A 17,344-nucleotide genomic window follows, 5' to 3' on the forward strand; every position below is an offset into this window, starting at 1 on the left:
CGGAGGCTGCCGCCGACTCACGGAGACCGCTGCGCCCAGGTGTACTGCCGGGTCCAGCCCAGCACCACCGCGATGGCCAGAGCAGGGACTCCCAGCACCACCGTGACCAGCAGAGCGGGGGAGCTGGGGCCGATCATCATGAGGGCACCGGCTCCGGCGACAAGCGCCAGGATCGCCCCCGGGGCCAGTGAGGTCAGCAGTTGTGCGCGGATGGAGGTGGCCAGGGCTGTCAGCGCCCATCCGGTGGTCAGCAGCATACGATGCTGTTTTTGAGCCTGACGCAGGGTTTGGCGGATGGCCATGGTGAACATGACCACACCGGCGGTGATGGCTCCTACAGTCAGCACCGTCTGTGGCAGGAGGACCTCGGCGTTGACTATTCCCGCGATGCGGGAGACTCCTGCTTCGGAGCGGGCTGTGAGGATGACCAGTGCGAAGGTCACTGCTGTGGTGCTCAGCACCAGCAGGGCCAGGGCGGTCATGACCACCGCACCCGGTGAGGACCACGCCAATCGACGGCCGATGGTCGCCGGGCCGCCTGCGGGCTGTGCTGAGCCTTGTGCGCGGGAACGGGTCTGGGATCCGGGTGCGGTCACCATGACGAGGCCGCTCAGGACCGTGAATACCAGCGCGAGGGTTGCTGCGGCTGCTGCGATCTGTGCTGTCTGCGAGGTGGAGATGGCGATGGCGGACGCCGCTGCCGCACCCACTACCAGCAACACAGGAATATCTTCGGCGAGGAACCAGCGGCGCACCCGACTTCGGGTCCAGCCCAAAGAGATCAGCATCATGGCCTCACGGCGGCGGGGCTTGATCCCGGAGAAGTACACTGCGCAGGCCAGCAGCGTCACACCGGCCAGAGCGATCACCAGCAGCATCCAGGAGGCGGTCATCTGGGCCTCCTCCACTTGGACAGCGGCTCCCAGGGAGGTCCACTCCTCCACCACCCAACCGAGATCGCTCTCGTCTTCATGAAACTCTGGCAGGTAGACGGCCACCGGCGCCAGCGATGATCCGGCGACGACTTGGACGTCGAGTCCGAGATCCATGATCTGCCCGGCCACGTCTTCGATATGAGACAGGCTCTGCGGGGAGTAGCCGTCGATGCCGGCCACCCTGACCCTGATGACATCTGCGGCGATCTCTCCGCGGTACTGCTCGTAGCCGTTCATGGTGGTGATCACCCCTGGAGAGGTCAGCACCGCTCCGCGTCCGCTGAAAGAGGGCGGCAGCGGTGCCCCCTGATTCTGGCCGGGTTCAACGATCTCGGCTTCCGCATCGGCGTACATCCCCAGTGGAACATAGGACGCGTCCTCCGCAGCACCAGCGAATCCGGGGGCATAGCTTCCCACCGGGGTCAGGAGGGCGCCCTCGGGTGCGGAGATGTCATAGCTGATATTCCAGGGGCGGTAGCGCTGTTCGCTGGAGGTCATGTCAGCGTCGAGAAAGTACCTCCCCTGGGGCTCGTTGATCAAAGCTGTCTCGATGCCCTCGGGCGCTCCGGAGAGCAGCTCCGGGTCGGGAGTGCTGCGCACCGCGCGGCCGGGAAGAGTGGAGGAAGTCTGTGCAGCCTCAGCAGTGGAGGGCACATCCGGTGGCGGATACTCACCCAGCCCGAAGGCGACGTCGAACTCATAGACGAACGGGACCAGGTGATCGGTGACATCGACGTTTTGCGTTGCCGGGCTCTCCGGCCGTTCACCCTGAAGAACCTCCTGGTAGAACTCGAAGGAGGTGGCCTCCTCATAGTCGAGATCCTCGAAAGTGGCCAGCTCAGGGAAGCTGGCTTCGGCAGTCATCTCCGGGTACTCGGTCTCGGAGTAGACGATGGGGATGATCGGTGCGAAGTCGGTGACTCCAGTGCTGGGGTTGGTTCGGGGGTTGCCCTCGAAGGCGAGTTGGTGGATCTGGGGATATTGTTCTCCGTCGATCAGGTCGGCCAGGCATTCGCCCACCGGCCGATCGTCATCTGGTTCGCCTTCACAGGGTCCTGGTTCGGCCCACTGCTGGAGGGTCTCGAATTCGATGAGGGCGTCGTAGAAACTGCCGTCCTCGCCCAGCAGGGCACGTTCGGCTTCCGGATCCACCGCGACCATGTTGCTGTGCAGCTCAGGCACCACCTCATAGGTCGCATAGACCGCGGCGGAACCCTCCTCTGCCCGATTTTGCGCATCCTCCGGGCCCATCTCCGGCTCCAAAGGAATGATGGTCTGCGGACGGATCTCATCCTCCGGTAAGTCGAAACCCTGCAGGTCTAGGTCGGTGTCCACCAGGGCGAGGCACTCGCACCGTTCACTCTCCGGCACATCGATCACATGCATCGAAGGATGCTCAAAGGTGCCTTCCGAGAGAGCCTCAGGACTGTCGGACTCAGCACCGGTGTCTACGAACACCACCTCCTCCGCAGCGATTCCGGTGATCATGAAATGGCCGTCCGGGTGCTGGGCCAGTTGGCTCATGCCCATGCCGTCGTCGTAGGAGACCGTGATGGTCCCCTCGAAGGCCCGTGGATAGGCAAAGAAATCGTCATGGGACCAGTCGCCTATGCCGACGCCCACAGGGGCCTCGTAGGCAGGGTTGGCGAATTGGCCGATGAAGGCCAACGGCGCTGCGACCTCCACCTGCTCCAGGGCGCTGACGGCCTCAAGCTGAGAGGCCGTGATGGACTCATCGGCGACCAGGGCGGAGAAGTTCTGCTCGATGAGTTCGTCGGTCTCTTCGGCTGCCTCAGTCAGTCCGCCCGGGGCGGTGACCAGCAGATCGTAGTGTCCCCGCCAGTTCTCATCGACCGCGACCCCTACCGCAGCACTGGACTGTTCGGAGATCTGCGAGGCGGCGATCATCGTCACGCCCAGCAGCAGGCAGGTCAGCACTACGGCCACTGAGCGCGAAGCCCTGCTCCAGTAGCGAGATATTCTCATCGTGTGCCCCGAGCCAGTCCCCATTCGAGATGTGATCGCACGGGTCCCCCCATGTCCTCTCCCATACATTACGCTACCGACACGTTCAGCATATTCCAAGCATTTGTATAGCTTTCAAGTAGCCGAATAATGACGAAATGTTTCTGAAACCAACTCTGTATTAGTATGGCTTGAATCACTTGACGTTACACTGATGAGGAGTGTGCATATGACTGGCTATCGACGGCGTAGCGCGATCGCTGCCGGCTCAGCAGCAGTCCTGCTGCTGGCCGCCTGCGGCAACGGCGACGACGCAGCTGACGAGAACGGCGGCAACGGCGAGAACGGAGAAGCCGCTGCCGGCGGCGGCACTGTCAGCGTCTACAACTGCGAGCCGCAGTATCTGATGCCCTCGAACTCCACAGAAGTCTGCGGGTCTTGGGTGCTCGAGCAGCTGTTCACCGGGCTGACCCAGGTCGACTACGAGACCTATGAGGCCGCACCGGGTGTGGCCACCGACTGGGAGTCCAACGAGGACCAGACGGTCTGGACCTTCACCCTCGGTGAGGACTGGACATTCCACAACGGCGATCCGATCACCGCACAGACCTTCGTGGACACCTACAACTGGACGGTGGATCCGGACAATGCTCAGCAGGGCACCGGGTTCTTCGACGTCATCGAAGGTTACGAAGCCGTGGTTGACGGTGAGGCTGAAGAACTTGAGGGCGTCACTGCCGTCGACGACTACACCTTGGAGTTCGAGCTCAGTGAGCCGTTCTCCCCGCTGCCGCTGATGCTCTCCTACACCGCCTTCTACCCCATGCCTGACGAGGCGTTCGAGGACCCCGATACATACGAATCCTCTCCCGTCGGCAACGGCCGCTACCAGATGGACGGTGAGTGGGAGCACGATGTGCAGATCGCTGTGGAACGCTACGAAGACTGGCCCGGTGAGGATCCCGGTCTCCCTGACCGCATCGAATGGCAGATCTACAATGAGATCGATACCGCCTATCTCGACGTTCAGGCAGGCCAGCTCGACATCCTGGACAACGTCCCGCCGAACCGTTTCAACGCTATGGAAGCTGACTTCGGTGACAACCAATCCATGATCGACACGTCATCCTTCACGTACATGGGCTTCCCGCTCTACCAGGAGGAGTTCCAGGATGTGGATGTGCGGCGCGCTCTATCCATGGCCATCGACCGCGACGTCATCATCGAGAACATCTTTGACGGCGCCCAGACCCCGGCCAAGAACATCATCCCGCCTATGCTTCCGGCCGGGCGTGAAGACGCCTGCGAATACTGTGAATACGATCCTGAGGCCGCAGCTGATCTTTACGAGGAGGCAGGAGGGCCGAGTGAACTGACCGTCTACTTCAACTCCGGCGCTGGTCATGAGGATTGGGTGGAGGCCATCTCCAACCAATGGCGGGAGAACCTTGGCATTGAGGACGTGACGTTCCAGTCTCTGGAGTTCGCCCAGTATCTGGACCTCCACGATGCTGAAGAAGTCACCGGTCCTTTCCGCCTGGGATGGGTGCTTTCCTACCCCAGCCCGCAGTACGCGATGGAACCGATCTACTCCTCCGGCGCCTCGTCGAACTACACCCGGTTCGACAATGAGGACTTCGACAACCTGATCGGCGAGGCGAATGCAGCTGCCCCCGAGGAGGCAGATGCCATCTATCAGCAGGCTGAGGACATCCTGCTGGATGAGCTGCCGGTGATACCGCTGTGGTTCCAGAGCTTCGGCATCGTGCACAGTGATCGGATCGATCCTGATTCAGTCGTGATGGACCCGCGTACTTTCCTGCGCGTCGAGCAGCTGGTGGTCACCGACTGAGCAGCCGCCGCGCAACAGCGACGAAACCAACTGTGGGACCGCATCAGCAGCTGCTGAGCGTTGGTGCGGTCCCACAGCTTTACTGAACCAGGGGCATCGAACCACACCTCTCGACTGCCTCACAGCCCTTTCGCACCTGACGTGATCACCCACAAGGAGTTCATCAGATGACACCGGACCGCACCCCGGATATGCACCTTCTCCCCAGACGACGACGCTCCACCGGCCTGATCGCCGCCTCGATGGCCACTGCTCTAGTCGTGGCCTCCTGCGGCGGTGATGACGGGAATGGAGGCACAGACAACGGCGCCGCCGAGAACGGCGAGGCTGTAGCCGGCGGCGGCACTATCAGCAGCTACACCTGCGAGCCGCAGAACCTCCAGCCCGGCAACAACACCGAGAACTGCGGCTCCCGTGTGCTGCAGCAGCTGTTCACCGGCCTGACCGTGGTGGACCATGAAACCAACGAGGCAGTCCCGGCCGTGGCCACTGACTGGGAGACCGAGGACCAGGTCACCTGGACCTTCACCCTCGGTGAGGACTGGACGTTCCACAACGGTGACCCGGTCACCGCCCAGACCTTCGTGGACAGCTGGAACTGGGTGGTCGACCCGGACAACGCTCAGGCCGGCGCCAACTTCCACGACAAATTCCTCGGCTATGAAGAGGTCATGGAAGGTGAAGCCGAAGAGATGGAGGGCGTGCGCGCCGTCGATGACCACACCTTGGAGATCGAGCTCACCGAGCCGTTCGGTCAGCTGCCGCTGGTGCTGACCTACACCTCGTTCTATCCGATGCCGGAAGAGGCATTCGAGGACATGGACGCCTTCCAGAACGCACCGGTCGGCAACGGCCGCTACGAGATGGACGGTGAATGGGTCCGTGACACCGAGATCAACATGAACCGCTATGAGGAGTGGGCCGGTGAGGAGCCAGGCTCGCCGGAGCGCATCGAATGGCGGATCTACAGTGACGTCGAGACCGCCTATATGGACGTCCAGGCCGGAGAGCTCGATATCCTCAGCGAGGCACCGCCGAATCGCATTCCACAGGTAGAGGACGACTTCGGCGAGAACTACTCGCAGAATGAGTCCTCACGCTTCGTCTACATCGGCCTGCCGATGTACCAGGACGAGTGGGACGACGTCGACCTGCGGCACGCTTTGTCGATGGCGATGGACCGTGAAGAGATCAACGACCAGATCTTTGACGGCGCGATGACCCCGGCCTACAGCATCCTGCCGCCGACCCTGCCGATGGCGCGGGAGAATGCCTGTGAGTACTGTGAGTTCGATCCTGAGGCTGCCGCAGACCTCTACGAGGCTGCCGGCGGACCCAGCGAATTCACCATGTACACCGACACCGGACAGGGGCATGACGAGTACGTCGAGGCCATCGCCAACCAGTGGAGGGCGAACCTGCCGATCGATGACATCAGCTTCCAGACCATGGAGTTCGCCCAGTACCTGGACCTCCATGACCAGGACGAGATCACCGGGCCCTACCGCCTGGGCTGGCTGCTGGCCTACCCCAGCCCGCAGTACGCCATGGAGCCGCTGTACACCACGGGCGCGGCGTCGAACAACGCCGGCTATGCTTCCGAGGAGTTCGACGAGGCGATCCGTGAGGCGAACTTCGCCGGCGAAGAAGAGTCCGATGAGCTCTACCAGGCGGCAGAAGACATTCTCCTAGAGGACCTGCCGGTGCTGCCGCTGTTCTTCCAGGACTACTTCGTGGTCCACACCGACCGGGTCGACAACGTCTACTCAGACCTCTCCAGCTATGTGAGGGTTGAAGACGTCGTCGTCCTCGAAGACTGACCTTCCCTTCAGTGCCCCGTCCAGGCTGAGTCCCGGGCGGGGCACTGCCCTGGAATCCCTGCCACTGACGGTCAAAGACATGAAAGAGTGCATAACGTATGGTTCAGACAACTAAGCGAACTGCCCTGACGGCTACGAGCTTGAGCGCTGCCCTGGTGCTGGCCGCCTGCGGCGGAGACAACGGCGAGAACGGTGAAGCTGATGCCGGCCAGGCAGAGACCGGAGGTGAGTTTTCCACCTATCTCTGTGAGCCGCAGTCCCTGACACCTGGCATGTCCACTGAGGTGTGCGGCGCTGGCGTGCTGGAACAGCTGTTCACCGGCCTGACCGAAATGGACTACGAGGCCAATGAGCCGGTTGCCGGAGTCGCAGAGTCCTGGGAGTCCGAGGACAACATCACTTGGACCTTTGAGCTGGGAGAGGACTGGACCTTCCACAACGGGGAGGAACTGACCGCGCAGACCTTTGTGGACACCTTCAATTGGACCGTTGATCCGGACAACGCCCAGGCCAACGCTGAGTACTACGACTTCATCGCCGGCTATTCGGACGTTGTGGAGGGCGAGGCCGATGAGCTGGAGGGCGTGAGCGCCGTGGACGACTACACCCTGGAAATCGTGCTCGAGGAGCCCTTCGGCCAGCTGCCCGCTCTGCTTTCGCTGGTGGGCTTCTCGCCGCTGCCCGAAGCTGCCTACGACGACATGGACGCCTTTGAGTCCGCACCGGTCGGCAACGGCCGGTATGAAATGGACGGGGAATGGGAGCATGACGTCCAGATCGTGGTGAACCGATTCGAGGAATGGTCGGGGGAACAGCCCGGCGCCGCAGACCGAATCGAGTTCCGCATCTACAACGATGTCAGCACCGCTTACCAGGATGTGCAGGCGGGCAACCTGGACCTGCTCTACAACGCGCCGCCGGAGAACATCCCCATGATGGAGGACGACTTCGGAGACAACCAGGGCTCGTTCGAGACCGGCACCCTGACATTCCTGGGAATTCCCACCTACCAGGATGACTACGCCGACGTCGAGATCCGGCAGGCGCTCTCCATGGCAGTGGACCGGCAGGAGATCATCGACAACATCTTCGACGGCGCACTCACCGCCGCCGGCTCTTTCCTGCCTCCGGTGCTGCCGGAGGGCCGTGAAGACGCTTGCGAGTACTGTGAGTTCGACCCCGAGCGCGCCGCATCGCTCTATGAGGAAGCCGGTGGTGCCAGCGAGCTGACCGTCTACTTCAACTCCGGCGCCGGCCACGATGCCTGGGTGGAGGCGGTCTCCAACCAGTGGAGGGAGAATCTGCCCATCGACGATGTCAGCTTCCAGTCCCTCGAATTCGCGCAGTATTTGGATCTGCTGGAAGAGGGCGAGATCGAAGGCCCTTACCGCCTGGGCTGGACCCTCTCCTACCCCAGCGCCCAGGAGTCGCTGGAGCCGATGTACTCCTCCACGGCTTCACGAAACTACACCGGGTTCGCCTCCGATGAGTTCGACGAGCGCATCGCCCAGGCCAACGCTGCAGACGCCGACGACGCCGTCGAGGCCTACCAGCATGCCGAGGACATTCTCTTGGAAGAACTGCCGGTGATCCCCATGTGGTTCGAGAGGCAGGATGTCGTGTGGTCAGAGAACATTGATAATGTGCATATCACTCCGCGCGGGCTGCCCCAGGTGGAACGCGTGGAGGTCCAGAACTGACGCGTCAACTACCGCTCCACACCCAACGCACCCACGTCAAGGACACCTATGACCGGATACATCATTCGGCGGCTGCTGCAGTTCATCCCTGTGGTCATCGCGGCTACGCTGATCGTCTACGCGATGGTCTTCCTGATGCCCGGCGACCCCATCCGGGCGCTGGCCGGAGACCGGCCGATGAGCCCGCAGGTTCAGGAAGCGCTGCGGGAGCAGTACAACCTCAATGACCCGTTCCTCGTGCAGTACGCCAAATACATGTGGGGAGTGTTCACCCAGGCGGACTTCGGCACCACCTTCCAGGGCCGCCCGGTGCTGGACATGATCCAGCAGGGCCTGCCGATCACCCTGACCCTGGCAGCGGTCGCCTTTTGCTTCCAGGCCGTCATCGGGATCATCGCAGGCATCCTGGCTGCCGTGTTCCGGGACAGCTTCATCGACCGGCTCATCCAGGTCTCCCTGGTGATCGTGGTGGCTCTGCCGACTCTGGCCATCGCGTTCCTCCTGCAGCTCACGTTCGGGCTCAACCTGGGGTGGTTCCCGATCGCCGGCAACCGGGAGGGGATGGTCAGCTACATACTTCCGGGCATCGTGCTGGCTGCGGTCTCCACTGGCATCGTGGCACGTATGCTGCGCAGTGAGCTGATCGAGGCTCTGCAGTCGGACTACGTCCGCACCGCCACCGCCAAGGGCATGAAGCGCTCCAGGGTGGTGACCCGGCACGCACTCCGCAATTCGCTGATTCCCGTGGTGACCTTCCTCGGCGCTGACCTCGCCACCATGATGGGTGGAGCCATCGTGGTGGAGTCGGTGTTCAACCTTCCCGGTCTGGGCGGCCAGGTCTTCCGCTCGATCCAGGCGCAGGAGAACACTGTGGTGGTGGGCATCGTGACGCTGTTCGTGCTCTTCTACGTAGTGATCAACCTGCTGGTGGACCTGCTCTACGCCGTCCTCGACCCCCGCATCCGCTACGACTAGGAGCTGCGATGACTGAACCCAACAAGAGGGCTGCCGCATCCGCTGCGGTGGATCCCGCACCGGCTCCAGAGTCCAAGCCCAAGAGGTCCTCCGAGGACGCCAGTCTGTGGATGGACGCCTGGCGCTCGCTGCGTCGCAACCCATGGTTCGTGATCTCGGCGATCCTGCTGCTGGTGCTGATCACCATGGCGTTGTTCCCCCAGCTGTTCACCGACCAGAACCCCCGTGAATGCCCCCTGTCCCGCTCGCGGCAAGATCCTTCGGCAGAGCACTGGTTCGGCACTGACATCCAGGGCTGTGACTACTATTCCCGGGTGATCTACGGTGCCCGGAACTCAATGGCAGTCGGCGCGATCGTGTCCCTGACCATCCTCGGGATCGGCATCGTCCTCGGCCTGCTCTCCGGGTTCTTCGGCCGCTGGATCGATGCCCTGATCATGCGTATCACTGACCTCATCTTCGCCATCCCCTACATCCTCGGTGCGCTGGTGTTCCTCGCCGTCCAGCAGGACCGCGGAGTCCGTGAGGTTGCCTTCATCCTGATCCTGTTCACCTGGCCGACCATGGCCAGGCTGATGCGAAGTTCGGTGCTTGCGGTGATCAACAATGAATACGTGATGGCCGCCCGCGCCCTGGGGGCCGGCCCCTTCACGATCATGAGGCGGCATATCCTGCCGAACTCGCTGGGACCGGTGGTCGGCTACGCCGCGGTCTATACAGGAGTCATCATCGGTGCAGAGGCCACGCTGACGTTCCTGGGCGTCGGGCTGCAGCTGCCGTCGATTTCCTGGGGCCTGCAGCTCAACGATGCGCAGGGCTACCTCCAGCAGATGCCGCACCTGCTGGTCTTCCCCCTGATCTTCGTCGGGCTGACTGTATTCGCCTTCACCACCATGGGTGAGGCGCTGCGCGATGCCCTCGACCCCAAGTCCAAGAAGAGGTGAACCGGATGAGCCAATCACCCACCACGTCCCCCACGCAGGACTACGACCCCTCCGCACCTCTGCTGGAGGTGAAGGACCTCCAGGTCGAGTTCCGCACCAAAGCCGGAGTCGCCCAGGCCATCAACGGGATGAACTTCACCCTCAACGCCGGAGAGACCCTGGCGATCCTCGGCGAATCCGGCTCTGGGAAATCGGTGACCGCGCAGACCATCATGGGCATCCTGGACATGCCTCCGGGGCACATCGCCGGCGGGGAGATCCGCTACCGGGGCCAGGACCTGCTGTCCATGAAGCCTGAGCGGCGCCGCAAGCTGCGCGGAGTCAGCATCTCGATGATCTTCCAGGATGCCCTGTCCTCCCTGAACCCGGTGCTTCCGGTGGGCTGGCAGATCGGTGAGATGTTCAGGGTCCACCACCGGATGAATCGCAAGCAGGCCCGGCAGAAGGCCATTGAGCTGATGAAGCGAGTCGGCATCCCTGCCGCGGAGCAGCGGGTGGGAAACTATCCCCACCAGTTCTCCGGTGGCATGCGCCAGCGGATCATGATCGCCATGGCCATCGCCTTGGACCCTGATGTGCTGATCGCCGATGAGCCCACCACCGCTCTGGACGTCACCGTGCAGGCTCAGGTGATGCGGCTGCTCAAGGAGTTGCAGGTTGAGAACAATATGGGACTGATCCTGATCACTCACGATCTCGGCGTCGTCGCGGATGTCGCTGACAAGATTGCGGTGATGTACGCCGGGCGGGTAATGGAGCACACCGATGTCTTCAGCATCTATTCCACGCCCGCGCACCCATACACCAAAGGCCTGCTGGAATCCCTGCCCCGCATCGACGCCGAGGGCGACCGGCTCAGCACCGTCCCGGGACTTCCGCCTACGCTGACCGATATGCCCCCAGGGTGCCCGTTCAACCCACGCTGCCCCTATGCGACTGATCTGTGCCGCACCGACCGCCCCGAGCTGCTCCCGGTAGCCGATGGGCATACCTCCGCCTGCCACTATCGCGAAGAGCTGTACGCAGGCACCATCACCGCCCGCGAGGAGGTCCAGTCATGAGCAACCCCAACACTGGTGCCCAACCGGACCCCTTCGCTGACTCTGAGGTGGTCCTGGACGTCAACGATCTGGTTAAGCACTTCCCGGTCAAAGAGGGAATTCTGGTCAAGCGCACCACCGGAGCGGTCCAGGCGGTGGACGGCGTCAGCTTCAAGCTCCGCAAAGGGGAGACTCTCGGCATCGTCGGTGAATCCGGCTGCGGGAAGTCCACCCTCGCCAAGCTGCTGATGAGACTGGAGGAGCCTGACTCGGGTTCGGTGACGTTCCGGGGCGAGGACTTCCTCTCCCTGAGGGGCGCAGCCCTCCGCCGGGCTCGCCGGAAGATCCAGATCATCTTCCAGGATCCCTACACCTCGCTCAATCCTCGGATGTCAGTCGGTGACATCATCGCTGAGCCCTTTACCCTGCACCCGGACGCCAAGCCGGCCCAGGGGGTGCGCAGCAGGGTGAAGGAGCTGTTGGATGTGGTCGGGCTCAACCCTGACCACATCAACCGCTATCCGCACCAGTTCTCCGGCGGGCAGCGGCAGCGCATCGGCATCGCCCGCGGCCTGGCGCTCAACCCCGATGTCATCATCTGTGATGAGCCGGTCTCCGCCCTCGACGTATCAGTCCAAGCACAGGTGATGAACCTCCTGGAGGATCTGCAGCAGGAGTTCGGGCTCAGCTACATCTTCATCGCCCACGACCTTTCAGTGGTGCGGCACATCTCTGACCGGGTGGCGGTGATGTACCTGGGACGCATCGCTGAATTGGGGCGCGACCACGAGATCTACGGCGCTCCAGCCCACCCTTACACCCAGGCGCTGCTCTCTGCGGTACCGGTTCCTGACCCGACCGTGCGCGGTCAGCGTCAGGAGATCGTCCTCAAGGGAGATCCGCCCAATCCAGCGAACCCGCCCTCCGGCTGCAGGTTCCGTACCCGGTGCTGGAAGGCCACCGACATCTGCGAGACCGAAGACCCGGTACTGGAGGTGCGGGCCGGCACCACTCAGCGGACCGCCTGCCACCACGCCGCCCAGAACGAGGACGTCTCAGCCCTCGACTGAGGCGGAAAAGCCCGACGGGAGCTACGCCTGGGGATTGCCCAGAAACACCCAGCCGAGTTTCTCGGCTGCGGATTGGTCGAAGGTGGCGGTCCTCTGTGCGCCGAACAACCGATGAGTCTGGGAAATGAGCGCATCCTGGAAGTCAGCACCCGCATATGCCTGCTCCAGAGCATATTCCACAGATTCACCGTCTTCGAATTCGAGGGCAGGGTTCTTGAGGAGCTCGTTGATGAGGTCCAAGCACTGCTTGCGTGAGATCTTGTATGAGCGGTGCATCGTGAAGAAGAACTCAAAGAGAGTCACTTGCGTGATAAATCCTGGTGAATGGAGTTCCAGGGACTGTAGAAACGCGCGAGCAGTCTGCTTGTACTTGTGGTGCTCAGGCGCGTAGGCCCGCAATAGGACACTGGTATCGAGTCCGAAGAGTTGCTGCATGAGTGATTAGTCCTCGTCATCGCGATCAAGCGCATGTGAAGCAACTGCATCCGCGATGGCGTCATTGAGCTCTTCCTCGGTGGAAAAGCTCACAGTGGAGGCAGAGAGGTTCTCGTCCGCCCATCTGAAAGTGTCTTCCCAGCTGCGATTCCGAGGGGTGACTTCCAGGCGCCCGCGGGAGTTTTCCCAGAAGTGCAGCTGCATTCCAGGTTCAATCCGGAAACGTTCACGGATCTCCTTGGGAATGGTGATCTGGGCTTTGCTGGTGACTGTGGCGATGGACATGGTCTCCTCCTGACGCGCTGCCTTACATGATGCTAACTTCAGTAAGGTGATAGTGCCAAGGGTAAATCACGGTGATGATTCGCGGACTGACTGCCGCGGCGGCCGAGAGCACGCGAGAAGAGCTGCGCATCGAACACCGGTACACTAGTGTGGTCGAGCGCTCGCCCGAAGAGCTGCTGACCCCTATTCCTGGAAGGCCCTTCTTAATCCATGAGCACTGTGTCACGCAATGATCTGCGCAATGTCGCGATCGTCGCCCACGTCGACCACGGCAAGACCACTCTGGTCGATGCCATGCTCCGCCAGACCAAGGCGGTCGGCGGGCATGGCGATCTCGAAGACCGGGTGATGGACTCCGGAGACCTGGAGAAGGAGAAGGGCATCACCATCCTGGCCAAGAACACCACCGTGTTCTACTCTGGCCCCGCTGCCCAGCGCATCGCGGACGCCGAAGCGGTCACCATGAACATCATCGACACCCCCGGCCACGCCGACTTCGGTGGTGAGGTCGAGCGCGGTCTGTCCATGGTCGACGGCGTGGTGCTGCTGGTCGATGCTTCTGAAGGACCGCTGCCGCAGACCCGGTTCGTGCTCCGTAAGGCACTGCAGGCCTCGCTTCCGGTGATCCTGGTGGTCAACAAGACCGACCGGCCCGATGCCCGGATCGATGGCGTGGTCTCCGACACCATGGACCTGTTGCTGGGCCTGGCCTCCGATGTCGCCGAGGAGAACCCCGAGCTGGACGTCGATGCGGTGCTCGATCTTCCCATCGTCTACGCCTCAGGCAAAGCAGGACGCGCATCCAAGGAACAGCCGGCAGATGGCGGTCTGCCGGACAACGAGGACCTCGAACCACTCTTCGAGACCATCCTTGAGCACGTTCCCGCCCCGACCTACGACGACGCCGAGGTCCTCCAGGCCCACGTCACCAACCTGGACGCTTCGCCCTTCCTGGGTCGGCTGGCGCTGCTGCGCATCTTCAACGGGACCCTGCGCAAGAACCAGCAGGTGGCCTGGGCCCGCAAGGACGGCACCACCAAGACGGTCAAGATCACCGAGCTGCTGGCCACCAAGGGCCTGGAGCGCGTCTCGGCCGAGTCCGCAGGACCCGGTGACATCGTGGCCGTGGCCGGCATCGAAGACATCATGATCGGTGAGACCCTTACCGACCTCGAGAACCCCAAGCCGCTGCCGAACATTGTGGTCGATGACCCGGCGATCTCCATGACCGTCGGCATCAACACCTCGCCGATGGCCGGCCGGGTCAAGGGCGCCAAGGTCACCGCCCGCCAGGTCAAGGACCGGCTGGACAAAGAGCTCATCGGCAACGTGTCCATCAAAGTCCTGCCCACCGAGCGCCCCGACACCTGGGAGGTCCAGGGCCGTGGCGAGCTGGCCCTGGCGATCCTGGTGGAGCAGATGCGCCGTGAGGGCTTCGAGCTCACCGTGGGCAAGCCCCAGGTGGTCACCAAGGAGATCGACGGCGTGCTGCATGAGCCCATGGAAGCCATGACCATTGATTCTCCCGAGGAGTACATGGGCGCCATCACCCAGCTGATGGCCGCCCGCAAAGGCACCATGACCACCATGTCCAACTCCGGCTCCGGGTGGATCCGCATGGAGTTCACCGTGCCGGCCCGCGGTCTCATCGGCTTCCGCACCAAGTTCCTCACCGAGACCCGCGGCTCCGGCATCGCCTCCAGCTATGCCGCAGGCTATGAGCCGTGGAAGGGCGAGATCGAGTACCGGACCTCCGGCTCTCTGGTCGCCGACCGGGCGGGATCCGCCACCCCCTTCGCCATGATTAACCTCCAGGAGCGCGGGACCTTCTTCGTGGAGGCGCAGTCCGAGGTCTACTCCGGCCAGGTGGTGGGGGAGAACTCGCGCAATGAGGACATGGAAGTCAACATCACCAAGGAGAAGAAGCTCACCAACATGCGTGCTGCCTCCGCCGACTCTTTCGAAGGGCTGACCCCGCCGGCCAGGCTCACACTGGAGGAGTCCCTGGAGTTCGCCAACGATGACGAATGCGTCGAGGTCACTCCGGAGTCCATCCGCATCCGCAAGGTCATCCTGGATGCCAACGAGCGGTTGAAGGCCACTCGGCGCAAGAAGCAGGCTGCGGGGGTCTGAGCCGCTGATGCCCAGACCGGTTCTGCTCGGCATCTGCTTCGCCTCCGGGGTGATCCTCGGGGTGCTCGGCACGGTCCTGCACGGCAATATCTGGGTCCTGGGCGAGCCCGGCTCGGGTGCCGTCGTTCCCTGGGGCGCTGGCGTCGCGCTGCTGGTGCTCCTGCTGAGCTTGCTCTGGGCAGGGACCACCGGCCGTTCCCCGCTTGAGCCGCTGGTCATGGGCGGCACCGCCTTCACGGTGGCGACCGCTGCCTATCTCTGGCCCGGACCCGACCAGCTGGTGGTGCCCTATTCGGCGCTGGCCATGGAGACCGTACCTGGGCCGGTGATCGCCTCGCTGATCTGGTGGCTCGGTGCCGGGGCGGTGACTTTGATCTCAATGGTCCTGGTCAAATGGATCCTTGTGCGAGACCGGTAGACTGGGGAGCACTATGACCTATGTGATCGCCCTGCCCTGCGTGGACCTCAAGGACAAGGCCTGCATCGACGAATGCCCGGTGGACTGCATCTATGAGGGGGAGCGTGCTCTCTACATCCATCCGGATGAATGCGTGGACTGCGGTGCCTGCGAACCGGTCTGTCCGGTAGAGGCCATCTACTACGAAGACGATCTTCCTGAGGAGTGGAGTGAGTACTACCGGGCCAATGTGGAATTCTTCGACGACCTCGGCTCACCCGGCGGAGCAGCCGGGCTCGGCATGATCGAGAAGGACCACGAGGTCATCCAGGCGCTGCCGCCCCAAGAGCACAGCGACCAGTGACGCCTCCCCACCGCGGCCTCCATCCGCGTGGTACACGGACGAGGGAGCCCTACCGCGGCGGATGCCCCACTACACCCTGGGAGACTTCGTCTTATGCTTAACCTGCCTGAATACCCTTGGGATGCGATGGCGCCCTACCGGGAACGAGCCGAGCAGCACCCCGGGGGTGCCGTGAACCTTTCCATCGGCACCCCGGTGGACCCCACCCCTGAGGTCATTCGCACCGCCTTAGCCGCGGCTGCCGATGCGCCGGGATACCCCACCACCCACGGCACATCGGCACTGCGTGAGGCGATTGCGGCATGGTTCGCCCGGCGCCGGAACGTTCCAGACCTCAACCCGGAGGCCGTGCTGCCCACCATTGGGTCCAAGGAGTTCGTCGCCTGGCTGCCCACCCTGCTCGGACTGGGGGCTGGGGACATCGTGGTCTACCCACGCATCGCCTATCCCACCTACCAGATGGGAGCGGTGATCGCCGGAGCCGAGACTCTGGCCACCGATGACCTGTATTCCCTGGATCAGGCCACCTTGTCCCGGGTGAAGCTGATCTGGCTGAACTCCCCGGGCAATCCCACCGGAAGGGTCGACGACGCCGCCCGGATGGCCTCCGTGGTGGAGCTGGCCAGAAGGATCGGGGCCGTGGTCGCCTCGGACGAGTGCTACGCCGAGCTGTCCTGGGAAGCGCCAGAGATTCCCTCGATCCTGGACCTCAGGGTCAGCGGCGGCACCCATCAGGGCCTGCTGTCGGTGTACTCAGTGTCCAAGCAGTCCAATCTTGCTGGTTATCGGGCTGCCTTCACCGCCGGCTGCCCCGAGCTGATCGGCAACCTGGTCAAGACCCGTAAGCATGCCGGGATGATCATGCCTGCCCCAGTGCAGGCTGCTCTGACGGCCGCGGTCAGCGATGACCAGCACGTCAGGGAGCAGCGGGAGCTGTACCGGCGTCGTCGTGCTGTGCTGAAACCGGCTTTGGTAGCTTTCGGGCTGACGGTGGAGCACTCCGAGGCGGGGCTCTATCTCTGGTGCAGGGCTGAATCGGCCGCTGGGGCCAGCACAGCCGAAACCGGCCAGCTGGCCGGGACGTGGACGTTGGTCCAGCAGATGGCGGAGAGAGGCATCATTGTTGGCCCCGGGGTCTTCTACGGGCAGGCCGGTGAGGGGTACATCCGCGTGGCGCTGACTGCTAGTGACGAACGTATCGAGGCGGCGGCCGAGCGGCTGAACTCCTAAGGGCAGGGCACCGCCGCCGGAACCAGCGCTTCAGGTGTGATGGCCGCGGTCACGCGGCCGAGGGGAGCCGCGACGTCGGGGACCCGTGCAGACGCGTCAGCGTCTGTGTGGGCCACGTCGGGGAGCGAGCGGGGTCTCCCCGCCGCCGGGACCAGCGCTTCAGGTGTGATGGCCGCGGTCACGCGGCCGAGAGGCGAGC

At 63.2% G+C, this 17,344-nt stretch carries 15 protein-coding genes; 11 read left to right on the forward strand and 4 right to left on the reverse strand.

The annotated features are described in order from the left end of the window. Positions 1–17 precede the first annotated feature (17 nt). Positions 18–2,921 (reverse strand): hypothetical protein, encoded by a 2,904-nt coding sequence (locus DVO78_RS09105; protein ID WP_157983967.1) that lies wholly within the window; start codon positions 2,919–2,921, stop codon positions 18–20. A gap of 208 nt (positions 2,922–3,129) precedes the next feature. Here DVO78_RS09105 and DVO78_RS09110 point away from each other — a divergent pair, with 208 nt between their 5' ends. The 7 genes from DVO78_RS09110 to DVO78_RS09140 all read left to right on the forward strand — a co-directional run bounded on the left by DVO78_RS09110 (position 3,130) and on the right by DVO78_RS09140 (position 12,301). Further along, the gene (locus tag DVO78_RS09110) at positions 3,130–4,752 is read left to right on the forward strand and encodes a peptide ABC transporter substrate-binding protein (protein ID WP_157983968.1); all 1,623 of its coding nucleotides are present in this window, start codon (positions 3,130–3,132) and stop codon (positions 4,750–4,752) included. A 167-nt stretch (positions 4,753–4,919) separates the two neighbouring features. Further along, a complete protein-coding gene (locus DVO78_RS09115; RefSeq protein WP_120004501.1) occupies positions 4,920–6,572 on the forward strand; it encodes a peptide ABC transporter substrate-binding protein in 1,653 nt (550 codons plus the stop codon). Between the two features lie 98 nt (positions 6,573–6,670). After that, positions 6,671–8,272, forward strand: a complete 1,602-nt coding sequence (locus tag DVO78_RS09120) for a peptide ABC transporter substrate-binding protein (RefSeq protein WP_120004502.1) — start codon at positions 6,671–6,673, stop codon at positions 8,270–8,272. A 48-nt stretch (positions 8,273–8,320) separates the two neighbouring features. Continuing rightward, positions 8,321–9,247, forward strand: coding sequence for an ABC transporter permease (locus DVO78_RS09125; protein ID WP_120004503.1), 927 nt, complete (start codon positions 8,321–8,323; stop codon positions 9,245–9,247). 8 nt (positions 9,248–9,255) lie between these two features. Then, positions 9,256–10,191, forward strand: coding sequence for an ABC transporter permease (locus tag DVO78_RS09130; RefSeq protein WP_120004504.1), 936 nt, complete (start codon positions 9,256–9,258; stop codon positions 10,189–10,191). Between the two features lie 5 nt (positions 10,192–10,196). After that, positions 10,197–11,252 carry an ABC transporter ATP-binding protein gene (locus DVO78_RS09135; protein ID WP_120004505.1) on the forward strand — a complete coding sequence of 352 codons (1,056 nt, stop codon included), beginning with the start codon at positions 10,197–10,199 and terminating at the stop codon, positions 11,250–11,252. Beyond that, positions 11,249–12,301 carry an ABC transporter ATP-binding protein gene (locus DVO78_RS09140; protein ID WP_120004506.1) on the forward strand — a complete coding sequence of 351 codons (1,053 nt, stop codon included), beginning with the start codon at positions 11,249–11,251 and terminating at the stop codon, positions 12,299–12,301. Before DVO78_RS09135 ends, DVO78_RS09140 begins: the two co-directional genes overlap by 4 nt. A 21-nt stretch (positions 12,302–12,322) precedes the next feature. On the opposite strand, the gene DVO78_RS09145 is transcribed toward DVO78_RS09140, so the two are convergent. Next, a complete protein-coding gene (locus tag DVO78_RS09145; RefSeq protein WP_120004507.1) occupies positions 12,323–12,736 on the reverse strand; it encodes a PIN domain-containing protein in 414 nt (137 codons plus the stop codon). 6 nt (positions 12,737–12,742) lie between these two features. After that, entirely contained in the window at positions 12,743–13,021 is a 279-nt protein-coding gene (locus DVO78_RS09150) for an AbrB/MazE/SpoVT family DNA-binding domain-containing protein (protein WP_120004508.1), read from the reverse strand. Positions 13,022–13,231: 210 nt separating this feature from the next. Between DVO78_RS09150 and typA the strand changes: the two genes are divergently transcribed. From typA to dapC, 4 genes are all read left to right on the forward strand, one after another. Continuing rightward, positions 13,232–15,154 (forward strand): translational GTPase TypA, encoded by a 1,923-nt coding sequence (typA, locus tag DVO78_RS09155; RefSeq protein ID WP_120004509.1) that lies wholly within the window; start codon positions 13,232–13,234, stop codon positions 15,152–15,154. A gap of 7 nt (positions 15,155–15,161) precedes the next feature. Then, complete coding sequence (locus DVO78_RS09160) at positions 15,162–15,572, forward strand: hypothetical protein (RefSeq protein WP_120004510.1); 411 nt, start codon at positions 15,162–15,164, stop codon at positions 15,570–15,572. Positions 15,573–15,585: 13 nt separating this feature from the next. Continuing rightward, positions 15,586–15,915 (forward strand): ferredoxin, encoded by a 330-nt coding sequence (fdxA, locus tag DVO78_RS09165; RefSeq protein ID WP_120004511.1) that lies wholly within the window; start codon positions 15,586–15,588, stop codon positions 15,913–15,915. A 93-nt stretch (positions 15,916–16,008) separates the two neighbouring features. After that, a complete protein-coding gene (gene dapC / locus DVO78_RS09170; protein ID WP_120004512.1) occupies positions 16,009–17,145 on the forward strand; it encodes a succinyldiaminopimelate transaminase in 1,137 nt (378 codons plus the stop codon). Here dapC and DVO78_RS17980 read toward each other — a convergent pair. After that, on the reverse strand, positions 17,142–17,344 hold a 203-nt coding region (locus DVO78_RS17980; RefSeq protein WP_238385223.1), incomplete at its 5' end, for a hypothetical protein. The two genes, dapC and DVO78_RS17980, sit on opposite strands and share 4 nt — an antisense overlap.

The organism is Nesterenkonia muleiensis, assembly GCF_003600155.1.
Taxonomy (GTDB): Bacteria; Actinomycetota; Actinomycetes; order Actinomycetales; family Micrococcaceae; genus Nesterenkonia; species Nesterenkonia muleiensis.